The 25,169-nt window shown below is 71.1% G+C and carries 19 protein-coding genes; 5 read left to right on the top strand and 14 right to left on the bottom strand.

Annotated elements, in window-relative coordinates; genetic code table 11:
* Nucleotides 1-130: 130 nt before the first annotated feature.
* On the bottom strand, nt 131-565 hold the full coding sequence (locus ABZ656_RS13895; protein WP_360267679.1) for a carboxymuconolactone decarboxylase family protein: 435 nt from the start codon (nt 563-565) through the stop codon (nt 131-133).
* Nucleotides 499-684 carry a hypothetical protein gene (locus ABZ656_RS13890; RefSeq protein ID WP_360267676.1) on the bottom strand — a complete coding sequence of 62 codons (186 nt, stop codon included), beginning with the start codon at nt 682-684 and terminating at the stop codon, nt 499-501. Before ABZ656_RS13890 ends, ABZ656_RS13895 begins: the two co-directional genes overlap by 67 nt.
* On the opposite strand from ABZ656_RS13890, the gene ABZ656_RS13885 reads away from it, so the two are divergent.
* A complete protein-coding gene (locus tag ABZ656_RS13885; protein WP_360267673.1) occupies nt 605-1,078 on the top strand; it encodes a TetR-like C-terminal domain-containing protein in 474 nt (157 codons plus the stop codon). The genes ABZ656_RS13890 and ABZ656_RS13885 overlap by 80 nt on opposite strands.
* 32 nt (nt 1,079-1,110) lie before the next feature.
* Here the strand turns inward: ABZ656_RS13885 and ABZ656_RS13880 are convergent, their stop codons facing one another.
* The 5 genes from ABZ656_RS13880 to ABZ656_RS13860 form a co-directional block, all read right to left on the bottom strand.
* Nucleotides 1,111-1,470, bottom strand: coding sequence for a metalloregulator ArsR/SmtB family transcription factor (locus ABZ656_RS13880; RefSeq protein ID WP_060900065.1), 360 nt, complete (start codon nt 1,468-1,470; stop codon nt 1,111-1,113).
* A gap of 200 nt (nt 1,471-1,670) precedes the next feature.
* The gene (locus ABZ656_RS13875) at nt 1,671-2,045 is read right to left on the bottom strand and encodes a hypothetical protein (RefSeq protein WP_101402868.1); all 375 of its coding nucleotides are present in this window, start codon (nt 2,043-2,045) and stop codon (nt 1,671-1,673) included.
* A gap of 158 nt (nt 2,046-2,203) precedes the next feature.
* Complete coding sequence (locus ABZ656_RS13870) at nt 2,204-2,791, bottom strand: rhodanese-like domain-containing protein (RefSeq protein ID WP_101404030.1); 588 nt, start codon at nt 2,789-2,791, stop codon at nt 2,204-2,206.
* Nucleotides 2,792-3,312: 521 nt separating this feature from the next.
* Nucleotides 3,313-4,338: an alcohol dehydrogenase gene (locus ABZ656_RS13865; RefSeq protein ID WP_101402867.1), complete on the bottom strand. Its 1,026-nt coding sequence runs from the start codon at nt 4,336-4,338 to the stop codon at nt 3,313-3,315.
* A 649-nt stretch (nt 4,339-4,987) separates the two neighbouring features.
* Nucleotides 4,988-6,436, bottom strand: a complete 1,449-nt coding sequence (locus ABZ656_RS13860) for a serine hydrolase domain-containing protein (RefSeq protein ID WP_360267668.1) — start codon at nt 6,434-6,436, stop codon at nt 4,988-4,990.
* A gap of 205 nt (nt 6,437-6,641) precedes the next feature.
* Here ABZ656_RS13860 and ABZ656_RS13855 point away from each other — a divergent pair, with 205 nt between their 5' ends.
* The 3 genes from ABZ656_RS13855 (at nt 6,642) to ABZ656_RS13845 (ending at nt 13,071) form a co-directional block, all read left to right on the top strand.
* Entirely contained in the window at nt 6,642-9,917 is a 3,276-nt protein-coding gene (locus ABZ656_RS13855) for a family 78 glycoside hydrolase catalytic domain (RefSeq protein WP_360267665.1), read from the top strand.
* A gap of 120 nt (nt 9,918-10,037) precedes the next feature.
* Nucleotides 10,038-11,273 (top strand): 4-hydroxybenzoate 3-monooxygenase, encoded by a 1,236-nt coding sequence (locus tag ABZ656_RS13850; RefSeq protein WP_360267662.1) that lies wholly within the window; start codon nt 10,038-10,040, stop codon nt 11,271-11,273.
* Nucleotides 11,274-11,436: 163 nt separating this feature from the next.
* Complete coding sequence (locus tag ABZ656_RS13845; protein ID WP_360267659.1) at nt 11,437-13,071, top strand: serine/threonine protein kinase; 1,635 nt, start codon at nt 11,437-11,439, stop codon at nt 13,069-13,071.
* Here the strand turns inward: ABZ656_RS13845 and ABZ656_RS13840 are convergent.
* From ABZ656_RS13840 to tgmA, 3 genes are all read right to left on the bottom strand, one after another.
* Nucleotides 13,063-16,338 carry an amidohydrolase family protein gene (locus ABZ656_RS13840; RefSeq protein ID WP_360267656.1) on the bottom strand — a complete coding sequence of 1,092 codons (3,276 nt, stop codon included), beginning with the start codon at nt 16,336-16,338 and terminating at the stop codon, nt 13,063-13,065. The genes ABZ656_RS13845 and ABZ656_RS13840 overlap by 9 nt on opposite strands.
* 97 nt (nt 16,339-16,435) lie before the next feature.
* On the bottom strand, nt 16,436-17,380 hold the full coding sequence (locus tag ABZ656_RS13835; RefSeq protein ID WP_180362255.1) for an MvdC/MvdD family ATP grasp protein: 945 nt from the start codon (nt 17,378-17,380) through the stop codon (nt 16,436-16,438).
* Nucleotides 17,381-17,395: 15 nt separating this feature from the next.
* Complete coding sequence (tgmA, locus tag ABZ656_RS13830; protein ID WP_101402862.1) at nt 17,396-17,587, bottom strand: putative ATP-grasp-modified RiPP; 192 nt, start codon at nt 17,585-17,587, stop codon at nt 17,396-17,398.
* 238 nt (nt 17,588-17,825) lie between these two features.
* Here tgmA and ABZ656_RS13825 point away from each other — a divergent pair, with 238 nt between their 5' ends.
* Nucleotides 17,826-18,854, top strand: a complete 1,029-nt coding sequence (locus ABZ656_RS13825; protein WP_360267652.1) for a hypothetical protein — start codon at nt 17,826-17,828, stop codon at nt 18,852-18,854.
* Nucleotides 18,855-18,905: 51 nt separating this feature from the next.
* Here the strand turns inward: ABZ656_RS13825 and ABZ656_RS13820 are convergent, their stop codons facing one another.
* The 4 genes from ABZ656_RS13820 to ABZ656_RS13805 form a co-directional block, all read right to left on the bottom strand.
* Nucleotides 18,906-21,347 (bottom strand): GH92 family glycosyl hydrolase, encoded by a 2,442-nt coding sequence (locus tag ABZ656_RS13820; protein ID WP_360267649.1) that lies wholly within the window; start codon nt 21,345-21,347, stop codon nt 18,906-18,908.
* Between the two features lie 216 nt (nt 21,348-21,563).
* Nucleotides 21,564-22,736, bottom strand: coding sequence for an NAD(P)/FAD-dependent oxidoreductase (locus tag ABZ656_RS13815; RefSeq protein ID WP_101402860.1), 1,173 nt, complete (start codon nt 22,734-22,736; stop codon nt 21,564-21,566).
* A 358-nt stretch (nt 22,737-23,094) separates the two neighbouring features.
* A complete protein-coding gene (locus tag ABZ656_RS13810; protein ID WP_360267646.1) occupies nt 23,095-24,645 on the bottom strand; it encodes a hypothetical protein in 1,551 nt (516 codons plus the stop codon).
* A 154-nt stretch (nt 24,646-24,799) separates the two neighbouring features.
* The gene (locus ABZ656_RS13805; RefSeq protein ID WP_101402858.1) at nt 24,800-24,985 is read right to left on the bottom strand and encodes a hypothetical protein; all 186 of its coding nucleotides are present in this window, start codon (nt 24,983-24,985) and stop codon (nt 24,800-24,802) included.
* Nucleotides 24,986-25,169: the final 184 nt, after the last annotated feature.

The raw sequence follows: 25,169 nt of genomic DNA, 5'->3' as shown, positions 1-25,169 counted from the left end.
CTTTCCTGGTGAGCTGCGTCACAGCCCTGTCGCGCCGCCGGCCATCCCAACCACACCGCCCAGACCGGGAGTTGCACCTCTGTCCCGCGCCGGCGCAACGCCAATGCCATCGTGTGCGGGTGAAGGACGGTCAGGCGGCGTCGGGCGTCCGTTTCCCCTCCTGTTGCTCCCACTCGGCGAGCAGCGCGTCGAGGACGTTCAGGGCGCGCCAGGTCCGTGTCATTCCGAACGGCGCGGTGACGCGGACGGCGGCGCGGACCTCATCCGGTGTCGCCCCCGCGCCCAGTGCGCGGCCGACGTGGGCGCGGAAGCTTTCCTGGAGGGTCTGGTAGAGGACGTCCACCGCCATCGTGGCGAACGCCCGTTCGCGGACGCTGATGCGGGACATGTCGGCCCGCATGCGCGACTGCAGGTCCATGTAGTCGGCCAGACCCGGGTCGAGGGCTTGGACCTGGGCGCGCATCGCCGCGGGAAGCGGACTGCCCGTGCCGTCCGCGTTCACCTCGTGGCCCTGGCCGGTCGGTCCGGGCAGGCCGTGCTCGCGCTCGATCTCAGCCAGTCGCACCAGCGCGGCTGTGCCGCCGGGTATCCGCTGTCGTAGGAGATGAAGCGAAGCAGTTCGCGCAGGTCGTCGGCGTCGATGCCCTGGTCCAGGGCGGCTCGCACATGCAGTTCGTACGGCATTCCGAGGACCTGTTCGCACACGTCGGCGACGAGGCTGAACCAGGCTGCGCTCGCGTGGCGTCAGTTCCGGGCCCTCGCCCGCGAGTCGAAAGCTCGCGGCAGCCATCTCCGCGAACACCGGGTCCAGCTCGACGATCGCACGCTCAACCGGCGCACGGACATGTCCTTCAAGGAGGAGATGGCCGCGCGGACGACCGCGGCGATCCGTCGCTGCATGGACGCCGGACTGGCGCCGCGGGGCGATACCGAGACCGTATCCCTGGGTCTACGGACGGCCGTCCATGGCGCGGTGTCACTGCGCGTCAGCCAACCCGAGCTGCCCTGGCCCCCGTTGGAGGAGCAGGTCGACCGGTTCCTCACGAAACTGGTCGGTGTGCCGCCCGCGAAGGGGTGACGGAGCGGCGCGGCCCACAGCCCCGCACAGGGTCAGCCGCCGGAGGACACCGGTGGCAGGGACGTGTCGTTCTGCCGGAGTTCGACCAGCAGTTCGTTCTGCCCGGCCAGCAGCTCCGTGAGGATGCGGCGGGCCGCGCGCAGGAGCTCCGCGACGTCACCGCCGGCCAGCGCGTAGCTGACGGTGGAGCCCTCACGAATGGACACCACGATGCCGGAACGACGCAGGACGGCCAACTGCTGCGACAGGCTCGAGGGCTCGATGTCGAGGTCGGCGAGCAGGTCCCGCACCGGGACGGGGCCGTGTTGCAGCAGCTCGAGGACCCTGATGCGCACGGGATGTCCCAGCATGCGGAAGAACTCCGCCTTGGCCTGGTAAAGGGGGACCCGCATCGGTGCTCGCTCCCTGCCGCGTGGGGATGGTCGTCACATGGTGCGGCGACACCCGGAAGACGCCGCCGCACCATGTGTCCGTCACTGCCGATCCTTCTCGCTCACGGCCGTGCGCATCCACTTGTTGGGGTGATGCTGATGTGGTGACTTGAAGAAGTCTTCACATCGTGGGCACACGTCGGGCCGAGGATCCGGTCGGCCTAGACTTCCAACTGCTCTTCAACGCGCTTGAGTTGGTGGCGGGCCATCGCCAGGTTCGAACGCGCCTTGTCGAGCACGAGGTAGAGGAACAGACCGTTGCCGGCGCGTCCGGCGACCGGTCGGATGAGGTGGTACTGCGTTTCGAGAGTGATCAGGATGTCTTCGATCCGGCTCTTGAGCCCCAGTTGCTCCATGGTCCGCACCTTCGCGCGGACCACATCCGTGTTTCCGGCGGCAGCGATCATGAGGTCGAGGTCCTTGCCCCCGCCCAGCGTGCCCAGCGCCATGCCGCTGGTGTAGTCGACGACGGCCGCCCCCAACGCCCCCTCGGCCGCGGTCATCATTTCCTTCAGCGACACATCCACACTTGCCATAGCGCCTCCCCTTGATTGTCGGCTGTGCGGCGGGATCGGGGATGCCCGTCCCGCCGCGTGACCGCACCGTATGCGGACGGCCGAGGCGCCTACGGGGGTATCTCCGAGGCTGACGGCTGGCGATCGGAGATGAGCGCGACGGCATCGTTTCTCGACTACTACTGCCCCATTGTGGCCAGTGCGGCGAGGGTGGCGTCGAGGTCGACGGAACGGGGCTGGTTGAGCGGGAGCTCGGCCAGAACGCGGGCCATGGCGCAGCTGCCGCTGACGGCCGAGCAGACCAGGCCTCCGGCGACGCCGACGGACAACCAGCGGGCGGCCGCCCGGCGCTGTCCGACCGCGAGTCCGGCGAGGATCAGGGACCCGGCGACGAAGCGGACCTGACGGCCCATGGGCCAGACGCCGCGGGCGTCGGCGGGGCGGTGCAAGTCGTGTCCGTGCCGGCTCCAGGCGATGATGCCGCCGGTGAGGGTGGCGGCGGGGACGTTGTGTGCGATGCGGGTGGCGCAGGCCTGCGCGGAGCGGGCGCCGGAGGCGCACACCATGACGAGGTCACCGCGCTCGGCGGCGGACTTCAGGACGGTCACGGCCGCGTCCAGATGGTCCAGGGGGATGTTGTGGGCGCCCGCAATGTGGCCCGAGGCGTACTCACCATGGGTCCGCACATCGATGACGGTCAGGATTGCGGACGGCGGCGCCGGTCTTGGAGGTGGGCAGATTGGCGACGTCGCCGAGGGCGAATACATTGCGGTGCCGCGGGTGTTGCAGGGTGTGCTTGTCCACTTCGACGTGGAGGTGGAACCGCGGGCATCACCGTCGCGGCCCGCCTGCGGAGCGTCGGCGTCTGCGACGTCGCGGTGCTCGAACCGGCCGACGTCCACCGGTATCAGCCGCTGTGGACCCTGGTCGGCGGCGGCCAGGCCCCACTCGGTGTCACCCGCCGCCCCGAAGCCTCCGCCGTGCCCAGGCAGGTGCACTGGATCCGCGGGGCCGCCACCGCCGTCGACCCCGAGGCGCGGACCGTCACCACCGCCGTGCACCGCGCTATCGGCTACGACCACCTCGTGATGGCCCCCGGTCTCCAACTGGACCGGGATGCGATCCCCGGCCTCGATGCCGCCGTCGGGCACGGTGCCCGTATCCAGCAACTACGCTTTCGAGCACGCCCCGTACACCTGGGAACTCATCCGTGGCCTGCGCTCGGGCACCGCGACCTGGACCACTTCGCCGAACGCCACCCGGGCTGCCGAGCCGCCGAGCCGCCGTGTCAGCTCATGGTGAGCACCATCCGGAAGCGGGCGGCACCGGAGAGCATCTTCCGGTACGCCTCGTCGGTCTCGCCCAGCGTCACGACCTCGGTCATCGGACGGATGCCGTGCAGGGCGCTGAACTCCATGGTGTCCTGGATGTCCTGCGAGGTGCCGCTGGGGTGCCCGCTGACGGCCTTGCCCGCCATCAGCAGCTGGACCGGGCTGATGCCGAGCGGCTCCATGTCCACGCCGACGACCACCAGCTCACCGCGGGGACGCAGACCGTCCACGGTCGCGGTGATCGCGGCGGAGTTCGACGCGGTCGCCAGGACGACCTGCGCACCCCCGAGGGACTGAAGCGCCTCGGCGACCGGAGTGCCGGCCGTGCTGTCGATGTAGTGGTGCGCGCCGAGCTGCTTGGCGAAGTCGGCTTTGTCGGCACCCCGGGCGATGGCCACGGTCTCGAAACCCATCGCGGCCGCGTACTTCACCCCCAGGTGTCCCAGGCCGCCGATGCCGAGAACGGCGACCAGGTCACCCGGCCGCGCCGAGCTGCGCCGCATGCCGTTGTACACGGTCACCCCCGCGCAGGCCAGGGGCCCCGCGTCGGTGGCCCCCAGCCCGTCGGGGATCCGCGCCAGTGCGTCCACGGGCACGACCACCGTCTCGGCGTAACCACCGTCGTACGCCCATCCGGGGACCTGCAGGTTCTCGCACACGATGAAGTCGCCCTGCCGACAGGGTGTGCAGTGGCCGCACGCGCCGCCGAACCAGCCCACCGCCACCCGGTCGCCCACCTGCCAGCCCCAGTCCTGCGTCCCCTCGCCGAGCTCCGCGATCCGACCGGCGACCTCATGCCCGGGGACCACCGGGAACGTCACGCCGGGCACGCCGGCGTTCACGAAGAGGGTGTCGCTGTGACACACCCCGCAGGCGTCGACGGTGACCCGTACGTGTCCGGGGCCCGGCTGCGGCACCTCACGCTCGACGACCTCGAACGAACCGCCGGGGGCGGTCACCTGCGCAACGTGATAGGTAGTCATCCGGATCCCTGCCTTGGAGAGTCGGTCTGATCTAGAAGCGCTCCGCCCGCAGGTGGTCACGGGGCCGGCGACAGGCGCGGGCCGCACGCGGACGACCCACGAACCCGACCGGCTTGCTTCACTCCGGTGGCGGTGTCGGCCGGCGGCCGGGCGGGATCCGCCTGCCGAGCCTCGGCGGGCCACGGACGGACGGGCGCGGGTAATCTCACGCTACTTCAGGTCACAGCAGGACGCTCGGCGAGTTCGCCGTCCACCGCGTGCGCGGCGGCGCCACCGGGACGAGCGGCCTGCCGGTGCTGGTGGAGCGGCCGTGGGCACGCTGGAGACGTCCTGGGTCAAGGCCAGTGCGGCGGATCAAGGCCGGAGGGACGTAATGGCGCCTCATGAGCACAGATGGGCGTGCCGGATCCCGCGTCTTCGCCATGATCCGCCGGACAGGCCCCAGTCCGGGCCGCCACTCGCGAGCCGCGCGTTCACGGCGCACCGCAGCCACGGCGTCCCGCGACGCCCCCTCCGAAACGCCCCCTCCTAGGCGCCGAGGCGAGCGGCACACCGCTCCCCTCGACCGCCCGTCACCCCACCGCCCACGACCTGCCGGACATGGGCACCCGACTGTCCGCCCCGGGCGGAAACCCAGCCGCCTCGGCTGTCACACCCGATCCCCCACGGGCGCCCGGAGCGAGCGCAGCCGACCGCCATGGATCGGTGTCGTGTGCCAGCGCACGGTGAAGGTCCCCTCCGGCAGCGAACAGGTCACGGTCAGTCGGTGCGGCGTCTCCAGGAACAGCACGTCGAGGCGCAGGGTGTCCTGGTCCGTCCAGCCTCCGCTGACCGCCGTGGCCGGGCCGCCCGCGTCGACGGTCCAACCGGTCGCGCCGAGCCGCAACTCGATGAGCTCGTCGTCCTCCGCGAGCGACACGGCCCAGCCCTTCCCGTCCGCGTCGGCCGTGACCGTGACGCCCGTGAGGGTCCGCTGCTGCGGACACTCACCGTCCTCCGGCGCGAACACGGCGCTCCTCCAGTCGTCGCCCCGCGCGGGCGGCTCGGGGCTCGCCTCGACCGGTGGCAGGGCCAGCTCCGCGAGGCGGCGGCGCACGCCCTCGTCCGCCGTGCCCGGGAGCGGTTCGGCACCGAACGCCGGGAGGAGGTGGCGCCACACCAGGTTCAGCAGACCCTGCATGTCCTCGGCCGCCGCGGTCGTCGCGATCACGGCGTCGTGCTCGGGCAGGACGAGACAGAACTGCCCGTACGCGCCGTCGCCGCGGTACCCGTGCCTGCTCCTCCAGAACTGGTAGCCGTACCCCTGCTGCCAGTCCGACAGCGCGCCCTCCTGCGTACCGTCCGCGGTGGAGATGTGCGCGCGGGTCGCTTCCTCGATCCATGCGGACGGAAGCAGCCGACGCCCCTCCCAGACACCGTCCTGCAAATAGAACTGGCCGAGCCGGGCGATCGCGTCCGTCGTGGCGTGCAGACCGCTGAAGCCGAGGTCACGCCCGGGCGGCCGCTGGAGCCAGGCCGTCTCGCCGATGCCCAGCGGGTCGAACAGCCGGGGCCGCAGATAATCCGTCAACGACTGGCCGGTCAGGCGCTGGATGATCGCGGCGAGCGTGTACGTGCAGGGCTGGTTGTAGGCGAAGACACTCCCGGGATCCCGGTCCGGCGGGAAGAGCAGGAACCCCCGTACGATCTCGTCGCGGTCGCGGCGGATCGAGGTCGCGTAGGTCTCTTCGATGTGGCCGCTGGCCATGGCCGCCACATGGCGTACGAGCATGGCGCGGCTGCGCGGATCCGTGATGTCGGCCTCGAACTCGGGGAAGTACGAGATCACGGGGTCGTCCAGGCGCAACAGGCCTTCGGCGACGGCGAATCCGGCGGCCGTGGACGTGAAGCTCTTGCTGAGCGAGTAGAGCAGGTGGCGGCGGTCGGGTGTGTACGGCGCCCACCAGCCGGAGGCCACGAGGTGCCCGTGGCGCAGGATCATCAGGCTGTGCGGTTCGATGTCCGCCGCCGCCTCGACGGCGTCGAGGAAGGCGTGAATGCCCGCGGCGTCCACCCCCTCGGCGGCGGGGGTGCTGGCGGGCAGGGGACGGGAGCTCATGAAGACTGCCTCCGGGCGGCTCGGGCGGTGATGGAGCGGGGCACTGTGGGCATTCGACATCTTTCCGTCGGCGGACACCGTCTGTCCACGAGGTGCGTGCAGGACTCTTGAGGCTGAAGTGACGTGATGCGTAGGATCGTTACCACCGGAATGAAACGTTTCAATTCATCGCTTCACCATCGACTTCACCATCGAGGGGCGACACATGGCCAAGGATTGGAACCGCCGCGTCTTCCTGCGCAGCTCCGTCGTCGGACCGGGCGCCACCGTCGCACTCGGGTCCGGGGGCGTCCACACCGCCTCCGCGGCCCCCGGAGCGAGCGCCGACGCGCCGCCGGAGGGCGGGCTGCGCATCGAGCGCACCACCGTCGAGTACGCCGAGACGCTCCTCGGCACCGAGGTCGAACACCCCAGACTTACCTGGGAGTTGGCCGCCCCGGGCCGGGGGGCGCGGCAGTCGGCGTACCGGGTACGGGTGGCACTCACCGAGAAGGACCTGCGCGAGGGGCGCCGTCCGGTCTGGGACTCGGGGCGCGTCGAGTCGGACCGCACCGTCGGCATCGCCTACGCGGGGCCCGCACTGCGGCCCCGTACCCGCTACCACTGGCAGGTCAGGGTCTGGGACGGTGACGGCCGCCCGTCGGCGTGGAGCACCCCGCGCTGGTGGGAGACAACGTTGCCAAAGGACGGCTGGCAGGGGTTCTGGATCGGGGCGGCGGCCCTTCCCGAACCGCCCGGCTTCGACGGGGCGTCCTGGATCTGGTCGCCCGGCTCGACCACCGGTTCCGCCCCCGTCGGGCCCCGTTGGTTCCGTACCGCGACCACGCTCCCCACCGGCACTGAGGTGCGCAGGGCGAGACTGGTGGCCACGGCCGACGACGACTTCACGCTCTACGTCGACGGACAGCAGATCCTGTATCAGCCCCAGCAGACGGACGCCTGGCGCACCGGGCATCTCGCCGAGGTCACCGAGCAGGTGCGCGGGGTGAGCGGCGGGCGGATCGTGGTCGCCGCAGTCGCGACCAACCGCGACAACGGGTCCGCCAATCCGGGCGGGCTCCTGCTCCGCCTGATCGTGGAGACCACGTCCGGCGACACGGTCGAGCTCGTCACCGGCGACGGCTGGCGCTGCGCCGACAGTGAGCAACAGGGCTGGCAGCGGCCCGACTTCGACGACACGGGCTGGTCCGGGGCCGCCGTGCTCGCGCCCTGGGGCCAGGGCCCCTGGGGCACCGGGGTCTCCGTCGGTGTCCCGGAACAGCCCGCTCCCCTGCTGCGCCGGACGTTCAGCGTCCCGAAGGACGTCGTGCGCGCCCGCCTCCACATCAGCGGACTCGCCTACTACGAGGCCGAGATCAACGGCATCCGCGTCGGCCGTCAGGTCCTCGACCCCGGCTTCACGGACTACGACGAGACGGTGCTCTACGCGGTGCACGACGTCACGGACCGCGTCCGGCGCGGTGCCAACGCGATCGGGGTGACGCTCGGGCGCGGCTTCTTCGGCCTGACCACCCCCACCGCGTGGAACTGGAACCGAGCGCCCTGGCACGGTGAACCCCGGCTGCTGGCGCAGCTGGAGGTCGACCATCCGGACGGCTCGCGCACCACCGTCGCCACGGACGGCACCTGGCGGATCACCGACGGACCGACCCTCTCCAACTCCCTCTACGCGGGCGAGACCTACGACGCCCGCAAGGCACCCCGGGGCTGGTCACGCCCCGGCTTCGACGACCGCTCCTGGCAGGAGGCCCAGCGGCAGACCGCGCCCAAGGGCACCCTGCACGCTCAAGGGCACGACCCGATCGAGGTGGCTCAGACCGTACGCCCGGTGGACATCAGTGAGTTGAGCCAGGGCGTGTACGTCGTCGACATGGGGCGGACGCTCTCGGGCTGGACCCGGCTGACCGTGCGCGCAGAGGCGGGGACGACCGTCCGGCTGGCCCACGGGGAGCGGCTGAACTCCGACGGCAGTGTGATCGCCCGCAACGACCTGGTGCCGGGCCGCTGCCAGACGGACGAGTACGTGTGTGCGGGCGGCGGTGCGGACGAGGTGTGGGAGCCCAGGTTCTCGTACAAGGGCTTCCGTTACGTCCAGGTCAGCGGGCTGCCCGCGAAGCCGGAGCCCGAGCAGGTGCTCGGCCGGGTCGTGCACACGCGGGTGGCGTCGACGAGCACGTTCTCCTGCTCCGAGCCGTTCTACGAGAAGTTGGACGGGGCGATGCGCCGCACCGTCCTCAACAACCTCCACGGCATTCCGACGGACACTCCCGTGTACGAGAAGAACGGCTGGACCGGCGACGCGCAGCTCGGGACGCCGGTGATGGCGTACGCCTTCGGTGTGCACCGCTTTCTGACGAAGTGGCTGGGTGACCTGAGGGACAGTCAGAACGCCGAAGGGCAGCTGCCGGTGATCGTGCCGAGCGGAGGCTGGGGCTACCACGATCTGGCCCCCGCTCCGGAGTGGACGACGGTGTACCCCTTCCTGCTGCGGGAGATGTACCGCGTGTACGGGGACGAGCGGCTCGCCCGTGACCACTGGGCGCCGCTCATCCGCTACCTGGACTGGGAGATCGGGCGTCTCCAGGACGGGCTGGCGGTGACCGCCCTCGGCGACTGGCTGCCGCCGGGCTACGGCGGCAACCCGCCCGAGGACACCAGGCTGACCGCCACCGCCTATCTGCACCGCGCGCTCACCGGAACCGCGGAACTGGCCGACCTGCTGCGCGACACCGAGGTGGCGGCCCGCTACCGCAAGACGGCCGAAGCGCTCAAGGAGGCGTTCAACACGGCGTTCCTCGGCGCGGACGGCCACTACCGCACGGCGAAGGACCCCGACTACCGCCAGACCAGCAACTGCGTCCCGCTGGCCTTCGGGCTCGTCCCGGCCGGCGCCCGGGCGAGCGTCGTCGACTCGCTCCTGGCCGACATCGCACGGCGTGGCAACCACCTCAACACGGGGGCGCTGGGCACCAGCGTGCTCCTGCGCGAGCTCTCGGCCCAGGGGCATCCCGAGGTGGCCCACGCCCTCGCCACCCAGCGCACCTACCCCGGCTGGGGGTACTGGTTCGACAACGGTGCCGACACCATGTGGGAGATGTGGCCGCTCGACTCCCGCTCCCGGGACCACTACTTCCTGGGCACCGTGGTGCAGTGGCTCTACGAGAACGTGGCGGGCCTGCGCCCCGGCGACGCGGGTTACCGCACCTTCACGGTCCGCCCGGACGGCCGTACGGGCGTGGACTGGGCCCGTACCTCGGTGCGGACCGTGCGCGGCCTGGCGTCGGCCGCGTGGTCCGTCGTGGACGGGACGACCCGGCTGTCGGTGGGAGTGCCGGTCGGGGCGGCGGCAGAGGTGCACGTGCCGGCGGCCGACCGCTCGGCCGTCGCGTCGCCGGACGGTGCGAGGTGGCTGCGCTCGGAGCCGGGATTCGTCGTGTACGCGGTACCGCACGGGAGTTGGGAGTTCGTGGCGCGCGTCTGAGTCACGCCCGGGGACGCCGCGGCACATCGGCGCGGCCTGGGACGGAGGGGTTGTGCAAGCCGTGTCAGAGGGTTGCGCAGGCGGTGTGAGGGCTTGTCGGATCGCCGCCATAATGCCGGAATGATCAACCCCTCCCCCACATCCGCGCCGGCGCCGCGCGTCCCCGTCGTCATCATCGGTGCGGGACCGGCCGGGCTCACCGTCGCCAACATCCTGCGGGCCGCGTCCGTCGACTGCCTGGTCCTGGAGACCGAGAGCCGGGAGTTCGTCGAACAGCGGCCCCGCGCCGGCTTCATCGAGGAGTGGGCGGTGCGGGCGCTGCGTCAACGGGGGCTGGCCGAAGGGCTGGTGGAGCGAGCGCAGGCGCACAGCGAGTGCGAGTTCCGGATCGACGGCGAGCGCCACCGCTTCCGGTACGCCGCGCTGACCGGGGACCGGCACTTCGTCTATCCGCAGCCGCTGCTGGTGACGGACCTGCTGCACGAGTACGCCGACGTGAAGGGCGGCGAGATCCTTTTCGGCGTGCGTGACGTGGCCCTCCACGGCATCGACGGCGACCGGCCGGCGGTGCTCTACACCGATCCGGAGACCGGTGAGCGCCGGCGGATCGACTGCGACATCGTCGCCGGCTGCGACGGCGCGCGCGGAGTGACCCGCACCCATGTGACCCCGGACCGGGGCACGGTGGCCCGGTACGACTACGGGGTCGGCTGGCTGGCGCTGCTCGCCGAGGCACCGCCGTCCAGCGACTGCGTCGTCTTCGGTGTCCACCCGCGCGGATTCGGCGCCCACATGGCCCGCAGCCCCGAAGTCACCCGCTACTACCTGGAGGTGGCGCCCGGCGAGGACCCGGAGAACTGGTCGCACGACCGCGTGTGGTCGGAGCTCCACGCCCGGCTGTCGGCCGCCGGAGCCCCACCGCTCACCGAGGGGCCGCTGATCGAGAAACGCGTCCTCGACATGCACAGCTACGTCGTGGAGCCGATGACGTACGGTCGGCTGTTCCTGGCCGGCGACTCCGCACACCTCGTCGCGCCGATCGCCGCGAAGGGCATGAACCTCGCGCTGCACGACGCCCTGTTGCTGGCCGACGCGCTCGTCGCCCACTACCTGAGGGGGGACGCCGACGGACTGCGCGGCTACTCGGCGGCCTGTCTGCGGCGGGTGTGGGAGTACCAGGAATTCTCCCAGTGGTTCGCGGAGTTGCTGCACGGACCGTCCTCGGGCGATCCGTTCCGGGCGGGTGCCGCGCGAGCCCGCCTCCGACGGATCCTCGGCTCACCCGCGGCGGCGGCCACCTTCGCCGAGTCGTACATCGGCAAGGACACCGGCCCGATGTCCACGACGGCACCGTGAGATGAACCGCGGCGGGGCGAGGCCTGAATTCTTCGCACTAGTGCGCTACGCGCAAAGAATTCCGGAAAACGGGGCCCCGGAATCGCCCGCCTTTGAACACACAACGTCACACCCGCCGTACAACCGGGAAAGGTGAAAGTCCGGTGCGCAGCGAGGGATGACCATGGTCAAGGTGCAAGTCTCCACGGATGAGTTGGTCGCCGGAAGATACCGACTGCTGGAGGTCGTCCACCACGAGGAAGGGCGTGACGGCTGGCACGGTCAGGACGTCGAGTCAGAGCGGCCGGTCACCGTGACCCGCTCCCGGCTCCCGGCCCATCTCCGTGAGGAGGCGGAGCTGCGCACCGCGGTCCGGATCACCCGGGAGTCGGAGGCTCTCGGGCTGGTCTGCCCCGGGCGGGTGTCCGTCGTCGTCGACGTCGTCGAGGACCACGATTTCCTGTGGACGGTCACCGCACGGCCGGAGGGCGTTCCGCTGAACGCGCTCCTCGGACACGGCCCGGTGGGCTATGTCCGCGCGGCCCAAATCGGGCTCGGCGTCCTCGACATCCTGGGCGCGGCCCATCAGGAAGGGATCGCACACGGCGACCTCAGCCCCGGCCAGGTGTGGGTCTCGGAGCGGGGCGGGGTCACGGTGGCCGGCTTCGGGCTGATGGGGGCCAGCGCGTCCCCGCGCGTCACGGCACCGTCGTACGCCTCACCCGAGCAGGCCCGTGGCGAGGGCGGTGGACCGGCCACGGACCTGTGGGCGCTGGGCTCGATCATGTACGAGATGGTCGAGGGCCGGCCGGCCATCCGGGACCGGGGAGGGATCGAAGCGACGTTCCGCGCCGTGCAACGGCTGCCCATCCGGGCCCCGTTGAGCGCCGGGCCGCTCAGTCCGGCCATTCAGGGGCTCCTGCGCAGGGATCCGGTGGAGCGGGTGCCCGAGTCGGTCGTGCGGGAGGCGCTCACGCGCATTCTCAAGGCGGAACTCGACGAGGACTCGATGCCCACCGAGACCCTGCCGGTCTTCCGGGACCTCGACGCCCCGCCTGCGGGGCGGGTGTGGGGCAAGGTGCCCCTCAGCCGCCCGGTACTGCTGGGCGGAGCGCTGGCCGTGACGGTCGTCTGCTTCGCCGGGCTCACCGCGGTCGGCGGGCTGTCCGAGCGCGGCACCTCCGTGTCCGGCCCCGCGCCGTCACCTACGGTTTCCGCCAAACCGTCCCCCACGCCGAGCGCTTCGCCCAGCAGCTCTGTTCCCCAGCAGGCCCCGTCGACGTCCCCCGCCCCTTCTTCTTCCTCGTCCGCTTCCGCCTCCCCTTCGCCGTCCCACACCGTCACCGAGGATCCGCCGTCCGGTTTCTTCCGCTACACCGCGCCCCAGGGCTTCTCCGTCGAGCTGCCCAAGGGCTGGAAGCCGGTGCGGACCGAGAACTCCGCCGACGGCTCCTACCGGGTCACGCTCGGCGCGAGCGGAGACCCGCGCACGCTGGTCGTCACCTACAGCACCCAGCTCACCTCGGACCCCGTCGCGGTCTGGCGCGAGGTGGACACCTCGCTGCGCGGCGACTCCATCGCCTACGAGCGGCTGGGTGACATCCGCGCCGTCACCTACCAGGGCTACAAGGGCGCGGACATGGAGTGGCTGTCGACGAACGACAACGTCCGTGAGCGCACGTTCGGGCGTGGCTTCCTCATCGGTGACCACGAGGGCTTCTCCCTCAGGTGGACGACCCCGGCCGCCGACTGGGACACCACCGCCAACCAGGCGGCCCTGGCCACCTTCCTGCGGACCTTCAGGGGCGGATCACAGTGAACCCGTGCCGCAACAGCCGTCCCTGCGCATCAGCCGCCCCACTTCGAGCCAGTCGTCCTCGGTCACGGCGCGCCAGCGCTCCGATGCCGAGACCTTCGACGGCGGCTCGAAAGCGGCCACCAGGTCCTCCGTCACGTACGGCGTTCCGCCCCTCAGCACCGACACGGTGCGGACGAGGGTGTCGAAGTCCTCGAAGGGATCGCCGTCCACCACCGTGAGATCGGCGAGTTTCCCCGGCTGTACGGTGCCGAGGTCGCCGTCGAGACCGAAGAGGCGGGCCGGCAGGACGGTCGCGGTGCGCAGCGCCCCTGCCGGGGACAGTCCGCCGCGGTGCAGGGCGCGCAGGCCCAGGTGAAGGGAGAGCCCGACCGGTACGAGGGGCTGGTCCGTGCCGAGCGCGACGAGACCGCCCGCGGCCAGCACCCGCCGGTAGACGTCCGTCTCGGTGCGCAGGGTGGCCAGTTGGGCCGCGGTGGGCGGCACACCCGCGGATTGCCGTACGGCGGCGGAGTCCCACGGGGGCATGACGACGGTGACACGTGGGTCCTCGGCGAGCCCCGGATCGGCGCCGAGCAGCGGCGCGGAGGTGAACGGCGTGGCGACGAGGGCGAAGTTGAGGCCCTGCCCGGTGTAGATCTCCAGGACGTCCTCGTACGCCCGCCCGGTCGCGGTCAGGGCGTGTCCGAACTCCCCGCGCTGAGTGGCCAGCAGATGGGTCGTCAGATCCTGTCGGCTCTGGACGCCGGGTGACAGGAGATGGCTTCCCGAGCGCACCCCGAGCCGTTCGTGCGCGAACCGCGCGGCCTCCTCCATCACCCAACTCGGTGCCCGGACATAGGTCTTGACGAAGTCCCAGTCGAGGGCGGCACCCCGCTCCAGCGACCTGCGCAGACCGTCTTTCGTGCGGTGGGCGCGCCCCATGCTGTAGGCGACCCGCGAGCCGTCGAGCAGTTCGCCGGTCGTCAGCAGCCGGGGTCCGGCGAGCTGACCGACGGCCACCGCCTCGCGGATGCGGGCCTGCTCGTAGGCGAATCCGCCCAGGGAGACGGCCGTGGTGATCCCGTACGTCAGTTGTCCGACGGTCTGGCGGCCTCCGTAGGTGCTCTGCCAGGGGTGGGTGTGGGTGTCCCACAGCCCGGGGATCACGGTGCGGTTCGAGGCGTCGATCCTGTTGAGGGCGCTACGGCCGCGGGCCCGGTGCGGCGCGACTTCGGCGACGCGTCCGCCGCGTACGACGATGTCCACGTCGTCCCTGACCGACTCGCCGGTGCCGTCCCACAGGCGCCCGGCGTGCACCACCGTGTCGGCGGGGGCGGTCCTGTGCTGGTCGAGCGGGACCCGGACGGTGCGGCTCTCGCCCCCGTCGATGCCTATGAGCCGCAGGCGGCCCGCAGAGAGGTACAGGAGGGTCTTCGAGTCGCCGGACCAGGAGGGGTGGTCGGCGGGTTCGGTGGCGAGGGTGCGCGGGGCACCGGCCGGGGTGCCGTCGGGGGCGACGGGCAGCAGGCACAGCGCGGACTCGACGACGACCGCCATCCAGCGTCCGTCGGGCGACCAGACGGGTCCGGAGTCGTAGCGGTCGGCGATGCAGACGTGGGGCGCGACGGCGTGGAGGCGGTCGGTGCCTGTGGTGGTGTCGACGATCCGGATGACGTTGTAGCCCTCGCGGAAGCGGAGATTCAGGCGGTTACGGTCGCACAGCGCGACGTATCTGCCGTCGGGTGACCAACTGGGGCGGCCGGGCAGTCCGCCGCCGCCGAGCGGCGTCACCAGGACGCGTTCCTCACCGCTGCCCAGATCGCGCAGGACGAGCCTTCCGGTCATGTCGAGACAGGCGAGCCGCGTCCCGTCGGGCGAGAGCGCGGGATGGACGCGCCCGCCCGTGGTGAGCGCGGTCTCCTCGCCGGTGGCGAGATCGCGCCGGTACACGCCGAGCAGTCCGTCGCGGTCGTCGGTGTACAGGAGGGACCGTCCGTCGCGCGCCCAGACCGGTGCGAGCAGATAGCGGGTGGGCCCGGACTTCCGCAGTCGCTCGGGCGGGTGCCCGCCCGACGTTCCGGCGAGCCAGAGCGAGTTGAGGGCGGCGAAGGCGATCCGCCGTCCGTCGGGGGACAGCGCGGGCAGGTGGATGCCCCGCACCGGTCGCACCCGAGCCTCGCCGAGGTCGTACTCCTTGATCCGGTACCGGGGCCGGTCCACCGGCAGTTCGCCCTGGAAGGGGATCGGCTCGGTCCGCGCCGGCTTCTCCGGTCGTACGAGGGTGAAGCGGCCGTCCACGGTGAGGAGCAGCTCCCCCGCCGCGGTCCAGCGTGGCGGCACGGGTGCGAGGTCTCCGGCGAGCGCGACGGGCGTGCCGTCGACGACGAGGGTGCAGGAGGCGTTCGGGGCAGCGGTGACGCGCAGGTACGCGAGGCGGCGGCCGTCGGGAGCCAGGGCCGGGGTCATGACCTGCGCGGCCGTGGTCTCCGTGTGCTCGACGACGACCGGGCCCACGGCGCCGGCCGGTACCGCGGCGATGGTGCGGGCTTCGAGGCCGGGCCCCGTGGGCAGGCTGACGGCCTTCGCGCGGACGAAGAGGACGCGCTTGCCGTCCGGAGACCAGGTGGGGTCGAAGTCCTCCCAGGGGCCGTCCTGCAGTGGGCCGTCCTGACCGGTGAGCCCGGTGACGCGGGTCAGTTCGCCGCTTGCCAGGTCCAGGACGTGGATGCGGTACGGGCTGCCCTCGACCGGGTCGCCACCGCGCTCGGAGGCGAAGGCGATCCGGGTGCCGTCCGGGGACCAGGCCGGGGCGCGGTCGTCCCAGGGACCGTCGGTGCGCTGTCGTACGTCCGATCCGTCGGGGCGCATGGTCCACAGGTGGTAGCCGCCGCCCTGGTACGCGCAGAACGCGACGAGCTTGCCGTCCGGGGAGTGCGTGGGCCGGCTGGGTTCCAGGCCGGCCGGGGTGAGGGGCACGGCACGGCCGCCGGCGCGCGGGAGCGACCACAGCACATGCTGGATCTCGACGATCAGCCGGTCACCGGCCGGCGAGAGCGTGGCCGCGCCGTTGGTGGCCTCCGAGAACGACAGTGAGGGCGTGGCGCGACTGCTCGCCGCGGCCGCAGCGGGGACAAGGGCGGTGGAGGAGACGCCCACGACACCCGCGACGCCAGCCGCGGCGAGGAGTTGACGACGGGAGAGACGAGAGAGTGGGGGGAGCGAAGAAAGCGGGGAAAGCGGGGAGGGACGGGAGGTGGGGAGGGCTGCGGGGCTCCGGTCGCGTTCCATGACAGAGAACGCTTACTCATCTCAAAGCCCGGGAGCAACAGCGCCATTCACGCCAAACGGGTACGGTCGGCCTCCCTTGAGGTCAGGTCGGCGCGCGTCAATGGCCCTTGGCGGCTGGTCTTCGCTGGGACAGCCACAGGGCGACCGCCTCCGAGATGGGCTGGCCGGTTTCCAGTTCGATGAAGCCGAACTGCCCGCCCTGGTTGCCTTCCAGGAACCACCAGACGCCGTCCTCGTCCTCGGCGAAGTCGAAGGCGGCGTACGCGAGTCCGGTGAACGCGGTGTACTCCTGGACCGAGCGGGAGATACGGCCGGGCACCGGGGTGGGCTCCCAGCCGTGTCCGGTGTCGCCGAAGCGCCCGTCGACCTGCCCGGCCACGGCGACCTTCCGTGCGGCGAACAGCTGGTTGCCGATGCAGGTGAGCCGGATGTCGGCCCGCTTGGGGATGTACTGCTGAAGCAGCGCGGGACCGGCCGCGACGCCGGAGAAGTCCGCGTCGGGGCCGATCAGCGTGGTCGGCAGGGCCACCGGGGGTTCGCCGGGTGGCGGCCCTGAGGCGGACTTCACCACCACCTGCCGGTACTCCTCCACGAACTGCTGGGCCACCCGGGGAGCGGTGGTGATCACGGTCGGTGGGACCGCGAAGCCACTGCTGTGGGCGACTCGCAGCTGCCAGGGTTTGTGCCGGGCCTGCTCGGCCCGGCGCGGGTGGTTCATCCAGCGGGTGGAGGCGGAGTAGAGCATGCCGAACAGGGCCTGCTTGGTCTCCGCGGTGAGCCACGGTGAGGGCTCCGCCGCGTGCGCCGCGGGCTCACCCGGCCGACGTACCCACACGGAGCGCAGGCCGCCCATGCTGAGCACATGGCCGTTGACCGAGAGGTAGCCGTCGAAGTCGCCGTGCGCGTAGTCCGCGGACAGCACCGCCTTGCCCGGCAGGTCGGCCGGGTCCAGGCGCACCATGGGCACGCCCTGTTCATGCAGCCTGGCCACGACCATGTCGGCGGTGACGTCCTGCTCCGCCGTGAGAATGAGTACCGTCATGTGAGTGAGGGACCGTCAGTCGTCGAAGTGCGTCTGGGAACCGGCGGTCGAGGTGGTCGTGCCGGCGGCCATGAGGAGGGCGTGGTCGCTGACGGCCGGGCGGCCGTCCGGCAGCACGTTCAGTTGCAGGGACACGTCGAAGTGGTACGGGGGTATTGCGGCCGAATGCCCTGTGGGCAAGGCGTAGTTGAGGGTGAACGGTCGCACGAAAGATCCTCCCGCCATCTCACGAAGTTCTGCCCCCTTCCCTACGTGTCGCGACCGTAAGGAATTCATCACTTTCCGCCACATCGGGGTGAAGGGCATCACATCGCGTCGTTTCAGGCTTGCTAGTTTCCGTATTGCACGTGTGTGTGCTTGGTTGTCTGCTTGACCCAAGCCGAAAGCTTCGGCCAAGGCTTCATTCTCTGTAATCTAGACGCCGTCTTACCCAGGAGAGTTCCCGGTGACCGTAGTTCTCGATCCGAGTGCCCAATCCGCCCCGATCCAGGGCGTGTTGGACCCCATTTCGTGTGACGCACGCAACTTCGGGGCCTATGCGCGAACCGGTGGCTGGACCTTCGCCCTGAAGGTGGCGCGCAGTGTGCGCCCGGGTGGGCAGTCCGCCGACGAGACGCCGAAGGTGTCCGCGAAGGAGTTCGCCGAGCTGGCCGGTTGCTCCCCCGAACGGGTGATGCGCTACTACAAGGCCTGGGACAGGGCCGCCGACTACGGTCTCGTACCGCACTTCGAAGTCCTCGTCCCGGGCCAGGACATCGAGCTGCCGGACGCGGAGGCGTGGCAGACGTACTACGTGTCCCGCTCCAGCGCCTCCTCCGAGCGCGGCAGCGCCATCACCGAGGCCGCCGCGGCCGAGGGCATCCGCCCCACCAAGGCCCTGGAGGTCGCCGAGAACCCCACCGCGCTGCGGGCGGCGATCCTCGCCGACCCCTCCACGGCCCAGGCGGCCCGGACGGCGCTCCTCGACCGGGTGAAGGAGGACCCGGCGCTTCAGGCCGAGCTGGCCCGTGACATCGCCCGCACCGACGAGCTGAAGAAGGCGGTCGCCACCGAGACCAGGGCTGCCGACCGGATCGGCTACGTCCGCCAGATCGCGGAGAAGGGCCAGATCAGGACACCGGCCGGACAGACCCTCGACGCCCCGGCCGAACTGCGCTCCGAGGCCGAGCGCCACCTCTCCCTCCTCGACGAGCTGGACGAGGGCGAGGACACCGGCGAGTGGGTGACCGAGGCGTACGACACCATGAAGAACCTCGTCGTCGAGACCGTCGAGGCGGACCCCGAACTGCGCGTCCAGGAGCGCCGCACGAAGTTCTACAGCAGCCTGCAGAAGGCCACGGAGGTCTTCGAGGAGCTGACCTTCGACGACGCCGACGACATCTACGAGGACGACATGGTGCAGCGCCTGGAGGAACTCCAGCAGGCGATCGGATCCTGCATCACGGCACTTCGGAGCGCGGCTCCCCGCCGGTGAGCCGTGCCGGTGGTCTCCCGGGAACGGCCTGTTCCCGGGAGACCACCGGTTTCACCGGGGAAGACCTGCCGGGTCGGTCGCCCACTGGGTGTCGGGCTGTTCGGCGAGCCGGAAGGCGATCCTGCCGCCCTTCGTAGTCAGGCCGGCATCCGTCCAGGAGCGTTGCGTGGGACGCCCGTTGACACGTACGGCGTCGATGTAGGGGTGTGCGGCGTCCGCGCCGGGCGCGCCGATGGTGAGGTCGGCGCCGCCCGGACGGTCCACGACCGCACTCGGGAAGAGCGGGGCGCCCAGCAGCATCGAGGCACTGCCCGGAGTCTGGGGATACAGGCCGAGGGCCGAGAAGACGTACCAGGCGGACATGGTGCCCAGGTCGTCGTTCCCGGGCAGCCCCGAAGGCCCGGTGCCGTACACGGTGTTGAGGATCTGCCGTACCGTCGCCTGCGTCTTCCAGGGCTGTCCGAGGGCGTTGTACATCCAGGGCGCGTGGATGCCGGGTTCGTTGGTCGGGTCGTAGCGCAGCGGGTCGCCGCCGCGCACCGACCAGGAGCCGTCCGCCGCATGGAAGAACCCGTCGAGGCGGGCGGCGGCCTGCTCCCGGCCGCCCATCGCGGCCGCCAGACCCTGGACGTCCTGCGGCACCATCCAGGTGTACGTGGCACTGGTGCCCTGGGCGAAGCCGAGGTCGCTGCCCGGGTTGAACGGACCCACCCAGGAGCCGTCGAGCCTGCGGGCCTGGACGTAGCCCGCGTCGGCGGTGGCGGCGGGGTTGAAGACATTGCGCCAGTAGCCACCGCGCTCGGCGAACACGGCGGCCTCCTGGTCACGGCCGAGCAGCTTCGCCCACCGCGCGAGCGCGGAGTCGGCGACGGCGTCCTCCAGCGTCTCGGCGGCACCGCCCCAGCAGTGGCAGGCGTCCTGCGCGGCGTAGTGCGAGTTCAAGTACTGGGCGAGATTGGGCCGTTGACCCACGCACTGTCCTGGACAGCCCGCGTCCGAGAGACCGTCGGCATTCGGCACGGTGGCCTGCCGGACCAGCGAGTCGAAGGCGCCCTCGTAGTCGAAGTTGCGGACGCCCATGGCGTAGAAGGTGGCCAGGGTGGCCGCCGAGGGATCGCCGGTCATGACGTGGGTGGCGCCGCTGATGTGCACCCAGCGGTCCCAGACGCCGTTGTTCTGCTGCGCGAAGTTGTAGAGGGACTGGGCGAAGTCGCCCGCGATCCTCGGTTTCAGCAGGGCGAGCAGTTGTATCTGGGCGCGGTACTGGTCCCAGCCCGAGAAGTTGCTGTACTGGGCGCGCTGACCGCGGGCGAGGCGGTGCACCGCGCCGTCCATGCCGTGGTACCGGCCGTCGGCGTCGCTGATCAGGTCGGGTTGCATCAGCGCGTGGTAGAGCGCGGTGTAGAAGGTGGTGCGCTGGGCGGAGGTGCCGCCCCCGACGCGCACGCTGCTCAGTTCGCGGTCCCAGGCGCGCGCACCCGCGTCGGCCACCTGGGCGACGCTCGCGTGCGACGGGATCTCTCCGCGGAGGTTGGCCTCGGCGCCGCCGAGACTGACGTACGAGACCCCGATGCGCATGTGGACATCGTTGTCAGAGCTGGTGTCGAAGCCGATGTATCCGCCGGAACCGCGGCCCGCACGGGCCGCCCCGGTGGCGTACCCCTCGCCTCCCGAGGCTGCGGTCGAACCCGCCGACAGCGTGCCGTCCTTCCACGTGCCGAAGTCGGAGAAGGCACGGTCGAAGGAGGCGCTGAAGTACAGCTTGTAGTAGCTCTTGCGGTTGTTCGTACCGCCGTTGGCGCGGCGTCCGCAGAAAGCACCTGTGCGGACCCAGCCGGTCACCTTGCGGTGCGCGGCGTCGATGTCGACGTGCGCGTCCTCACTGCCGTTGAGGGAGTTGGAGACGCGGAAGAGCAGGTTGGCGGGACGGTCGCTCGGGAAACCGAAGTCGGCGACACCGGCACGCTCGCTGACGGCCAGGTCGGCGGTGGCACCCGTCTTGAGACCGAGGGTGTAACGCCCGGGTACGGCCTTCTCCTCGGCGTGCGTGAAATCGGCGGCGTAGACCGCGTCCTTGGTGTCCGCCGAGGGCGACGACGTCACGTCACCGACGAACGGCATGATCGGTACGTCCCCGGCGGCGCCCGGATTGCAGCCGGCGCCGTTGACGTGGGTGAGGCTCAGACCCCGGATGCGGGTGGTGTCGTACTGGTAGCCGTTGGCAGCCCCCGTGCTGGTCTGATCGCCTGTGGTGCTGGTCGGGGACCAGGCGATCATCCCGTACGGGAGGGTGGCGCCGGGGTAGGTGTTGCCGCCGTTCGCCGATCCGATCAGCGGGTCCACGGCGGAGACCGGCCGCTGGGGCGGGAGGCCGGCCGCGTCCACCGGGGCGGGAAGGACGAGGACGACCGCGGTGGTCACGACCGCGGCGGCGGACCTGCCCGCGGTGCGACTGCCGAACCGTCTTGCTGTGCGCAGCCATTGGGGGCGCATACGTGGTGTCACCTTCTGTGGGACGAGGAGGTGCGATGACGGGTCGGACCGGGCTGTCCCCGACGACTGGCCGCCTCGGGCACCGGTCCGGGCGCGAGGATAGAAGGCGGCCGGGAGAGCCGGAAGTGGCATGTGCGGACTGCTGGTTACGGTGTGGTGAAGGGTGTGGGCGGGACGGGGATACGGAGCTCGGGCGCGTAGGGTCCGCAGGGGGTCTCAGTCGGTCGCGTTCGCCATCGCCGTCTCGGCCGCCGCACGGTAGAAGGCCATCCGGTCGACGAGCGGCTGGGGTGCGTGCGGGGCGAAGCAGAGGTCGAGGTTCTCCGCCGATGCGGCCGCCGCGGCCTCGCTGCGCGGGAAGAGCGCCTGCTCGTACATGGTCAGGGCCTTCTCGATGTCGTCCGGGTGGGCGGCGACGGCCGTCGCGAGTTCGGCTCCGTCGAGCATGGCGAGGTTGGCGCCCTCGCCGGCGAACGGGGACATCAGGTGCGCGGCGTCTCCGAGCAGGGTGACGCCCAAAACGCGGTCCCAGCGGTGCCCGACCGGCAGGGCGTGGACCGGGCGGGCGACGAGCGCCCCGTCCGAGTCGGCGATCAGCGCCCGCAGCCGCTCGTCCCAGCCGTCGAAGTGCTCCAGGAGGCTCGCCTTGGCCGCGGCGACGTCCGTGAAGTCGATGGGGCCGGACGTGGCCCAGTCGGCGGGCGTGCGCAGCGCGGCGTAGACGTGCAGCGAGCCGTCGGGGGTGCGGTGGGCGAGAAATCCGTGACCCTCGGCGAGCGCGAACATCATGCCGTTGCCCACGACGGCGGCGCTCTCCGGGTGCCGGGTGCCGGCGTCGAGGAGGTGCGCCTCGACGAAGGAGAGGCCGAGGTAGGCAGGGGTGGCGTCCGAGACGAGCGGCCGCACCTTCGACCAGGCGCCGTCGGCACCGATCAGCAGATCGGCGGTGATCGTCCGTCCGTCGGCGAACGTCGCCTCGTGGCGGCCGTCCTCGAGCGTTCGGACGCCGGTGACTTTGGCGCCCCAGCGGACGGTGCCGTCGGGCAGGGAGCCGAGGAGGAGGTCCCGCAGTACTCCCCGGTCCACCTCGGGCCGTGTGCCGCCCTCGCCGTCTTCTGCCATCCGGACGGTGGCCTCCCGGTCGAGGATGCGCATGGCCTCGCCGCCGCGGTGGATGACCGCCCGGAACTCGTCATGGAGACCGGCGGCCCGCAGGGCGGCCTGACCGGAGTCCTCGTGTATGTCCAGCATGCCGCCCTGCGTGCGGACGGTGGGTGAGGCGTCGAGGTCGAAGACGGCGGACTCGATGCCGTTCAGGTGCAGTACGCGGGCGAGGGTGAGGCCGCCGAGACCGGCGCCGACGACGGCGATGGGGTGGTGAGTGGACAAGGTGTCGCTCCTTCGGAATGCGTGACGCGGGCCGCTGTCACTCCCCCGAAGGTAGCGAACATGTTCGTTGCGAACAAGTACTTTGCGAGCATGTTCGTTCCCCTGGGGCCTGGCTGTTCCGCGTGCGCGAGGGCTGAGCCGGTAGGCGGGGTGTCGCCCGGACGGGCCGTAAGCGGGGCTCAATGACCCCTCGACGGCGTGATGTGCCCAGCCCGCTCGTCGGCTGTTCGGGGTGACCGCCTGGCGCCGCCGCGGGGGCGGACCGATGCTGGCGGCCCTCGCACGACTGCAAGCCGCACTCGCCGCCGCCCACGGCGAACTCCTCGTCCTACGACGGGAAATGCAAAACTGATTCCCCTCACGGCTTCGACTCCGTGGCCGGACCGGAGACATCCGGGCCGGCTGGTGAGACGGTCGCCGGTCTGGTGCCGTGCACATTCGGCACTGCCTCGTGCCGGTGAGCGACGGCCTCTGCGGGAAGTGCCCGGCGGGGCCAGGCCGCGAGGGTGGCCCGTGCGGCCCGGCTCACCTGGGCATCGCTGCCTGCGAGTCCAGCACGCAGGATGGGCCAGCCGATTCCTGGGAATCGCTTCAGCGCGACGACCAGCGGTTCCAGTACGGCGGTGGCCTGGCTGGGCACGGAAGGCAGGAGTGGTTCGGCGAGTGCGGCGACTCGCTCGGCTTGGTCAGGGTCGCAGTGGCGCAAGGCCCAGAACCAGGCGAAGCTGTGCAGGGGCGGAGAGGTCTCCAGATGAGCCAGGACCTGTGTGATGGGCCTCAGTTCGAGGCGGTCGGCGGGCCACAGCGCGGCGGAGAAGTCAGGGCGCGTCGGGTCGGACAGGTGGGTGAGGACCACGCGGCCCCAGTGTGGCTCGGCGAGCAGCGCCTCGTAACGTGCGGTCAGCCGCTGCCCGTCGGCTGCCCAGCCGGGGAAGGCGCTCGGCGCACGACGCAGATAGGCCACCAGAGAGAGCAGAGAGCGAAGCCTACCGAGAGTTGGTGACCTGGAGGAGAGCAGACGCGCGTAGCGGGCGAGCACCGGGACAGCCTGGGGGTAGACGCTCAGGCCCGGGGCAGGCCCACCCTCGCTGTCAGCGAGTGCGGCGAGGATGTCACCCGCGCCGTCCACGAGAGCGTCATCAACCTGATTCGCGGTGAGGGCGCCGTGGAGGTCGCCGGTGGTGGCGGCGATATGGGCCAGATACTCGTTCATCACGGTGTTGCGGTATCCCTCGCGGAGCATCCAGGCCCGGATCTCGGGGTCTCCGGTATCGCGCAGCAGCCTCACGGTGTGGATACGGCCCCAGCCGGCCACGCGGCGGGCGAGCTGAAACACCGCCGCGTCGCGGTCCGGTTGTGAGCGGTGCAGGGCAATGCCGGCATAGAGGGTGAGCTCGTCCAGTGTTCCGAGGAGAAGCAGGAGTTCACGGTCCCGGCTGTCGCCCGCGAGGCCCAACAGCACCAGGCCGACTTTTACCGGGGCTCGATGGATGCCGTGCTCGGCCAAATGGCGTCCCAGCGTGCGCAGCCGGTTGGCGGGAAGCTTCCGGCGCTCGATCTCGGTGCCAAGGTCGTCGGCGAGGTCCAGCGGCGAGCATGTGGTCAGATAGTCGTGCAGGAGCCGGACCGTCAACGGGTCGGGCGCGGCCGAAAAGAGCCGCTCGACGCGGTCGCAGATCGCCTCGACCGTCGACGGGTCTCTGGCGATGCCGAAGTGGAGAGCGCGAGGCCCGTCGAGCGAGGCGGGGGTGACGGTACGGCGCAGCGCACCTGTCACATCGTCGGGGAGCGGGAAGCCATGGTCCGGCCACGGACCGGGACCGTGCACCGCACTGAGAGCCAAGGCGTGGGCCAGGAAAGTGGGCAGTTCGTCGGCCTTGTCACCGAACTCCCACTGGTGGCCGGTCAACGGGTGGGGCGCAGGACGCCCTTTCGCGAGGTCATGGAGGAGATCATGCCCAGATTGACCCGAGCCGGCAAGGTAGTTCTCCGGGGCTCGCACTCTCTCCAAGCCAAGGACTCACTGCCCGCCGCGTCACGGGGTCGAGCGGCGGACGCCCTGCTCACATCGAGCGCCGCTCCTCGATCGAACGGGCCGTGAACTCCACTGCCTCGGCAGGATCGCCGGCCTGAAAGAGGGTCGCGCCGTTCTGGTAGGGCCAGGACAGCACCGTGCACACGCCGTCGAGGGCGGAGATGACGGGAAGTTCGTCCACCGCGCCCTCGATGGTCTCGGAGTCCGTGACCATCAGCGACCACGTCCGCGAGCGCCGCAAGGGCAACGGAGGTCACCGCGGACGCTGGCTCCCGAAGAACCGCCGGAGATACTCAGCCGCCCGGGTCGTCGCGAGGTGACGACTACTGAACCAACCAGGTCTTCACGACCCGCTGCCAGGCGAACAACTCATCGGAGACCTGCGTCTCAACCAGACG

The sequence above is a fragment of the Streptomyces sp. NPDC007095 genome, from assembly GCF_040634475.1.
Classification (GTDB): domain Bacteria; phylum Actinomycetota; class Actinomycetes; order Streptomycetales; family Streptomycetaceae; genus Streptomyces.
Note: the sequence above shows the minus strand (reverse complement) of the source record. Positions and strands in the feature narration are given on the sequence as shown.

Coding starts and splice junctions, on each gene's coding strand:
- ABZ656_RS13885 (WP_360267673.1), top strand. CDS start 605: ATGAAGCGAAGCAGTTCGCGCAGGTCGTCGGCGTCGATGCCCTGGTCC.
- ABZ656_RS13890 (WP_360267676.1), bottom strand. CDS start 684: ATGCCGTACGAACTGCATGTGCGAGCCGCCCTGGACCAGGGCATCGAC.
- ABZ656_RS13880 (WP_060900065.1), bottom strand. CDS start 1,470: ATGCGGGTCCCCCTTTACCAGGCCAAGGCGGAGTTCTTCCGCATGCTG.
- ABZ656_RS13875 (WP_101402868.1), bottom strand. CDS start 2,045: ATGGCAAGTGTGGATGTGTCGCTGAAGGAAATGATGACCGCGGCCGAG.
- ABZ656_RS13870 (WP_101404030.1), bottom strand. CDS start 2,791: ATGTATTCGCCCTCGGCGACGTCGCCAATCTGCCCACCTCCAAGACCG.
- ABZ656_RS13865 (WP_101402867.1), bottom strand. CDS start 4,338: ATGACTACCTATCACGTTGCGCAGGTGACCGCCCCCGGCGGTTCGTTC.
- ABZ656_RS13860 (WP_360267668.1), bottom strand. CDS start 6,436: ATGAGCTCCCGTCCCCTGCCCGCCAGCACCCCCGCCGCCGAGGGGGTG.
- ABZ656_RS13855 (WP_360267665.1), top strand. CDS start 6,642: ATGGCCAAGGATTGGAACCGCCGCGTCTTCCTGCGCAGCTCCGTCGTC.
- ABZ656_RS13850 (WP_360267662.1), top strand. CDS start 10,038: ATGATCAACCCCTCCCCCACATCCGCGCCGGCGCCGCGCGTCCCCGTC.
- ABZ656_RS13845 (WP_360267659.1), top strand. CDS start 11,437: ATGGTCAAGGTGCAAGTCTCCACGGATGAGTTGGTCGCCGGAAGATAC.
- ABZ656_RS13840 (WP_360267656.1), bottom strand. CDS start 16,338: ATGGAACGCGACCGGAGCCCCGCAGCCCTCCCCACCTCCCGTCCCTCC.
- ABZ656_RS13835 (WP_180362255.1), bottom strand. CDS start 17,380: ATGACGGTACTCATTCTCACGGCGGAGCAGGACGTCACCGCCGACATG.
- ABZ656_RS13820 (WP_360267649.1), bottom strand. CDS start 21,347: ATGCGCCCCCAATGGCTGCGCACAGCAAGACGGTTCGGCAGTCGCACC.
- ABZ656_RS13805 (WP_101402858.1), bottom strand. CDS start 24,985: ATGGTCACGGACTCCGAGACCATCGAGGGCGCGGTGGACGAACTTCCC.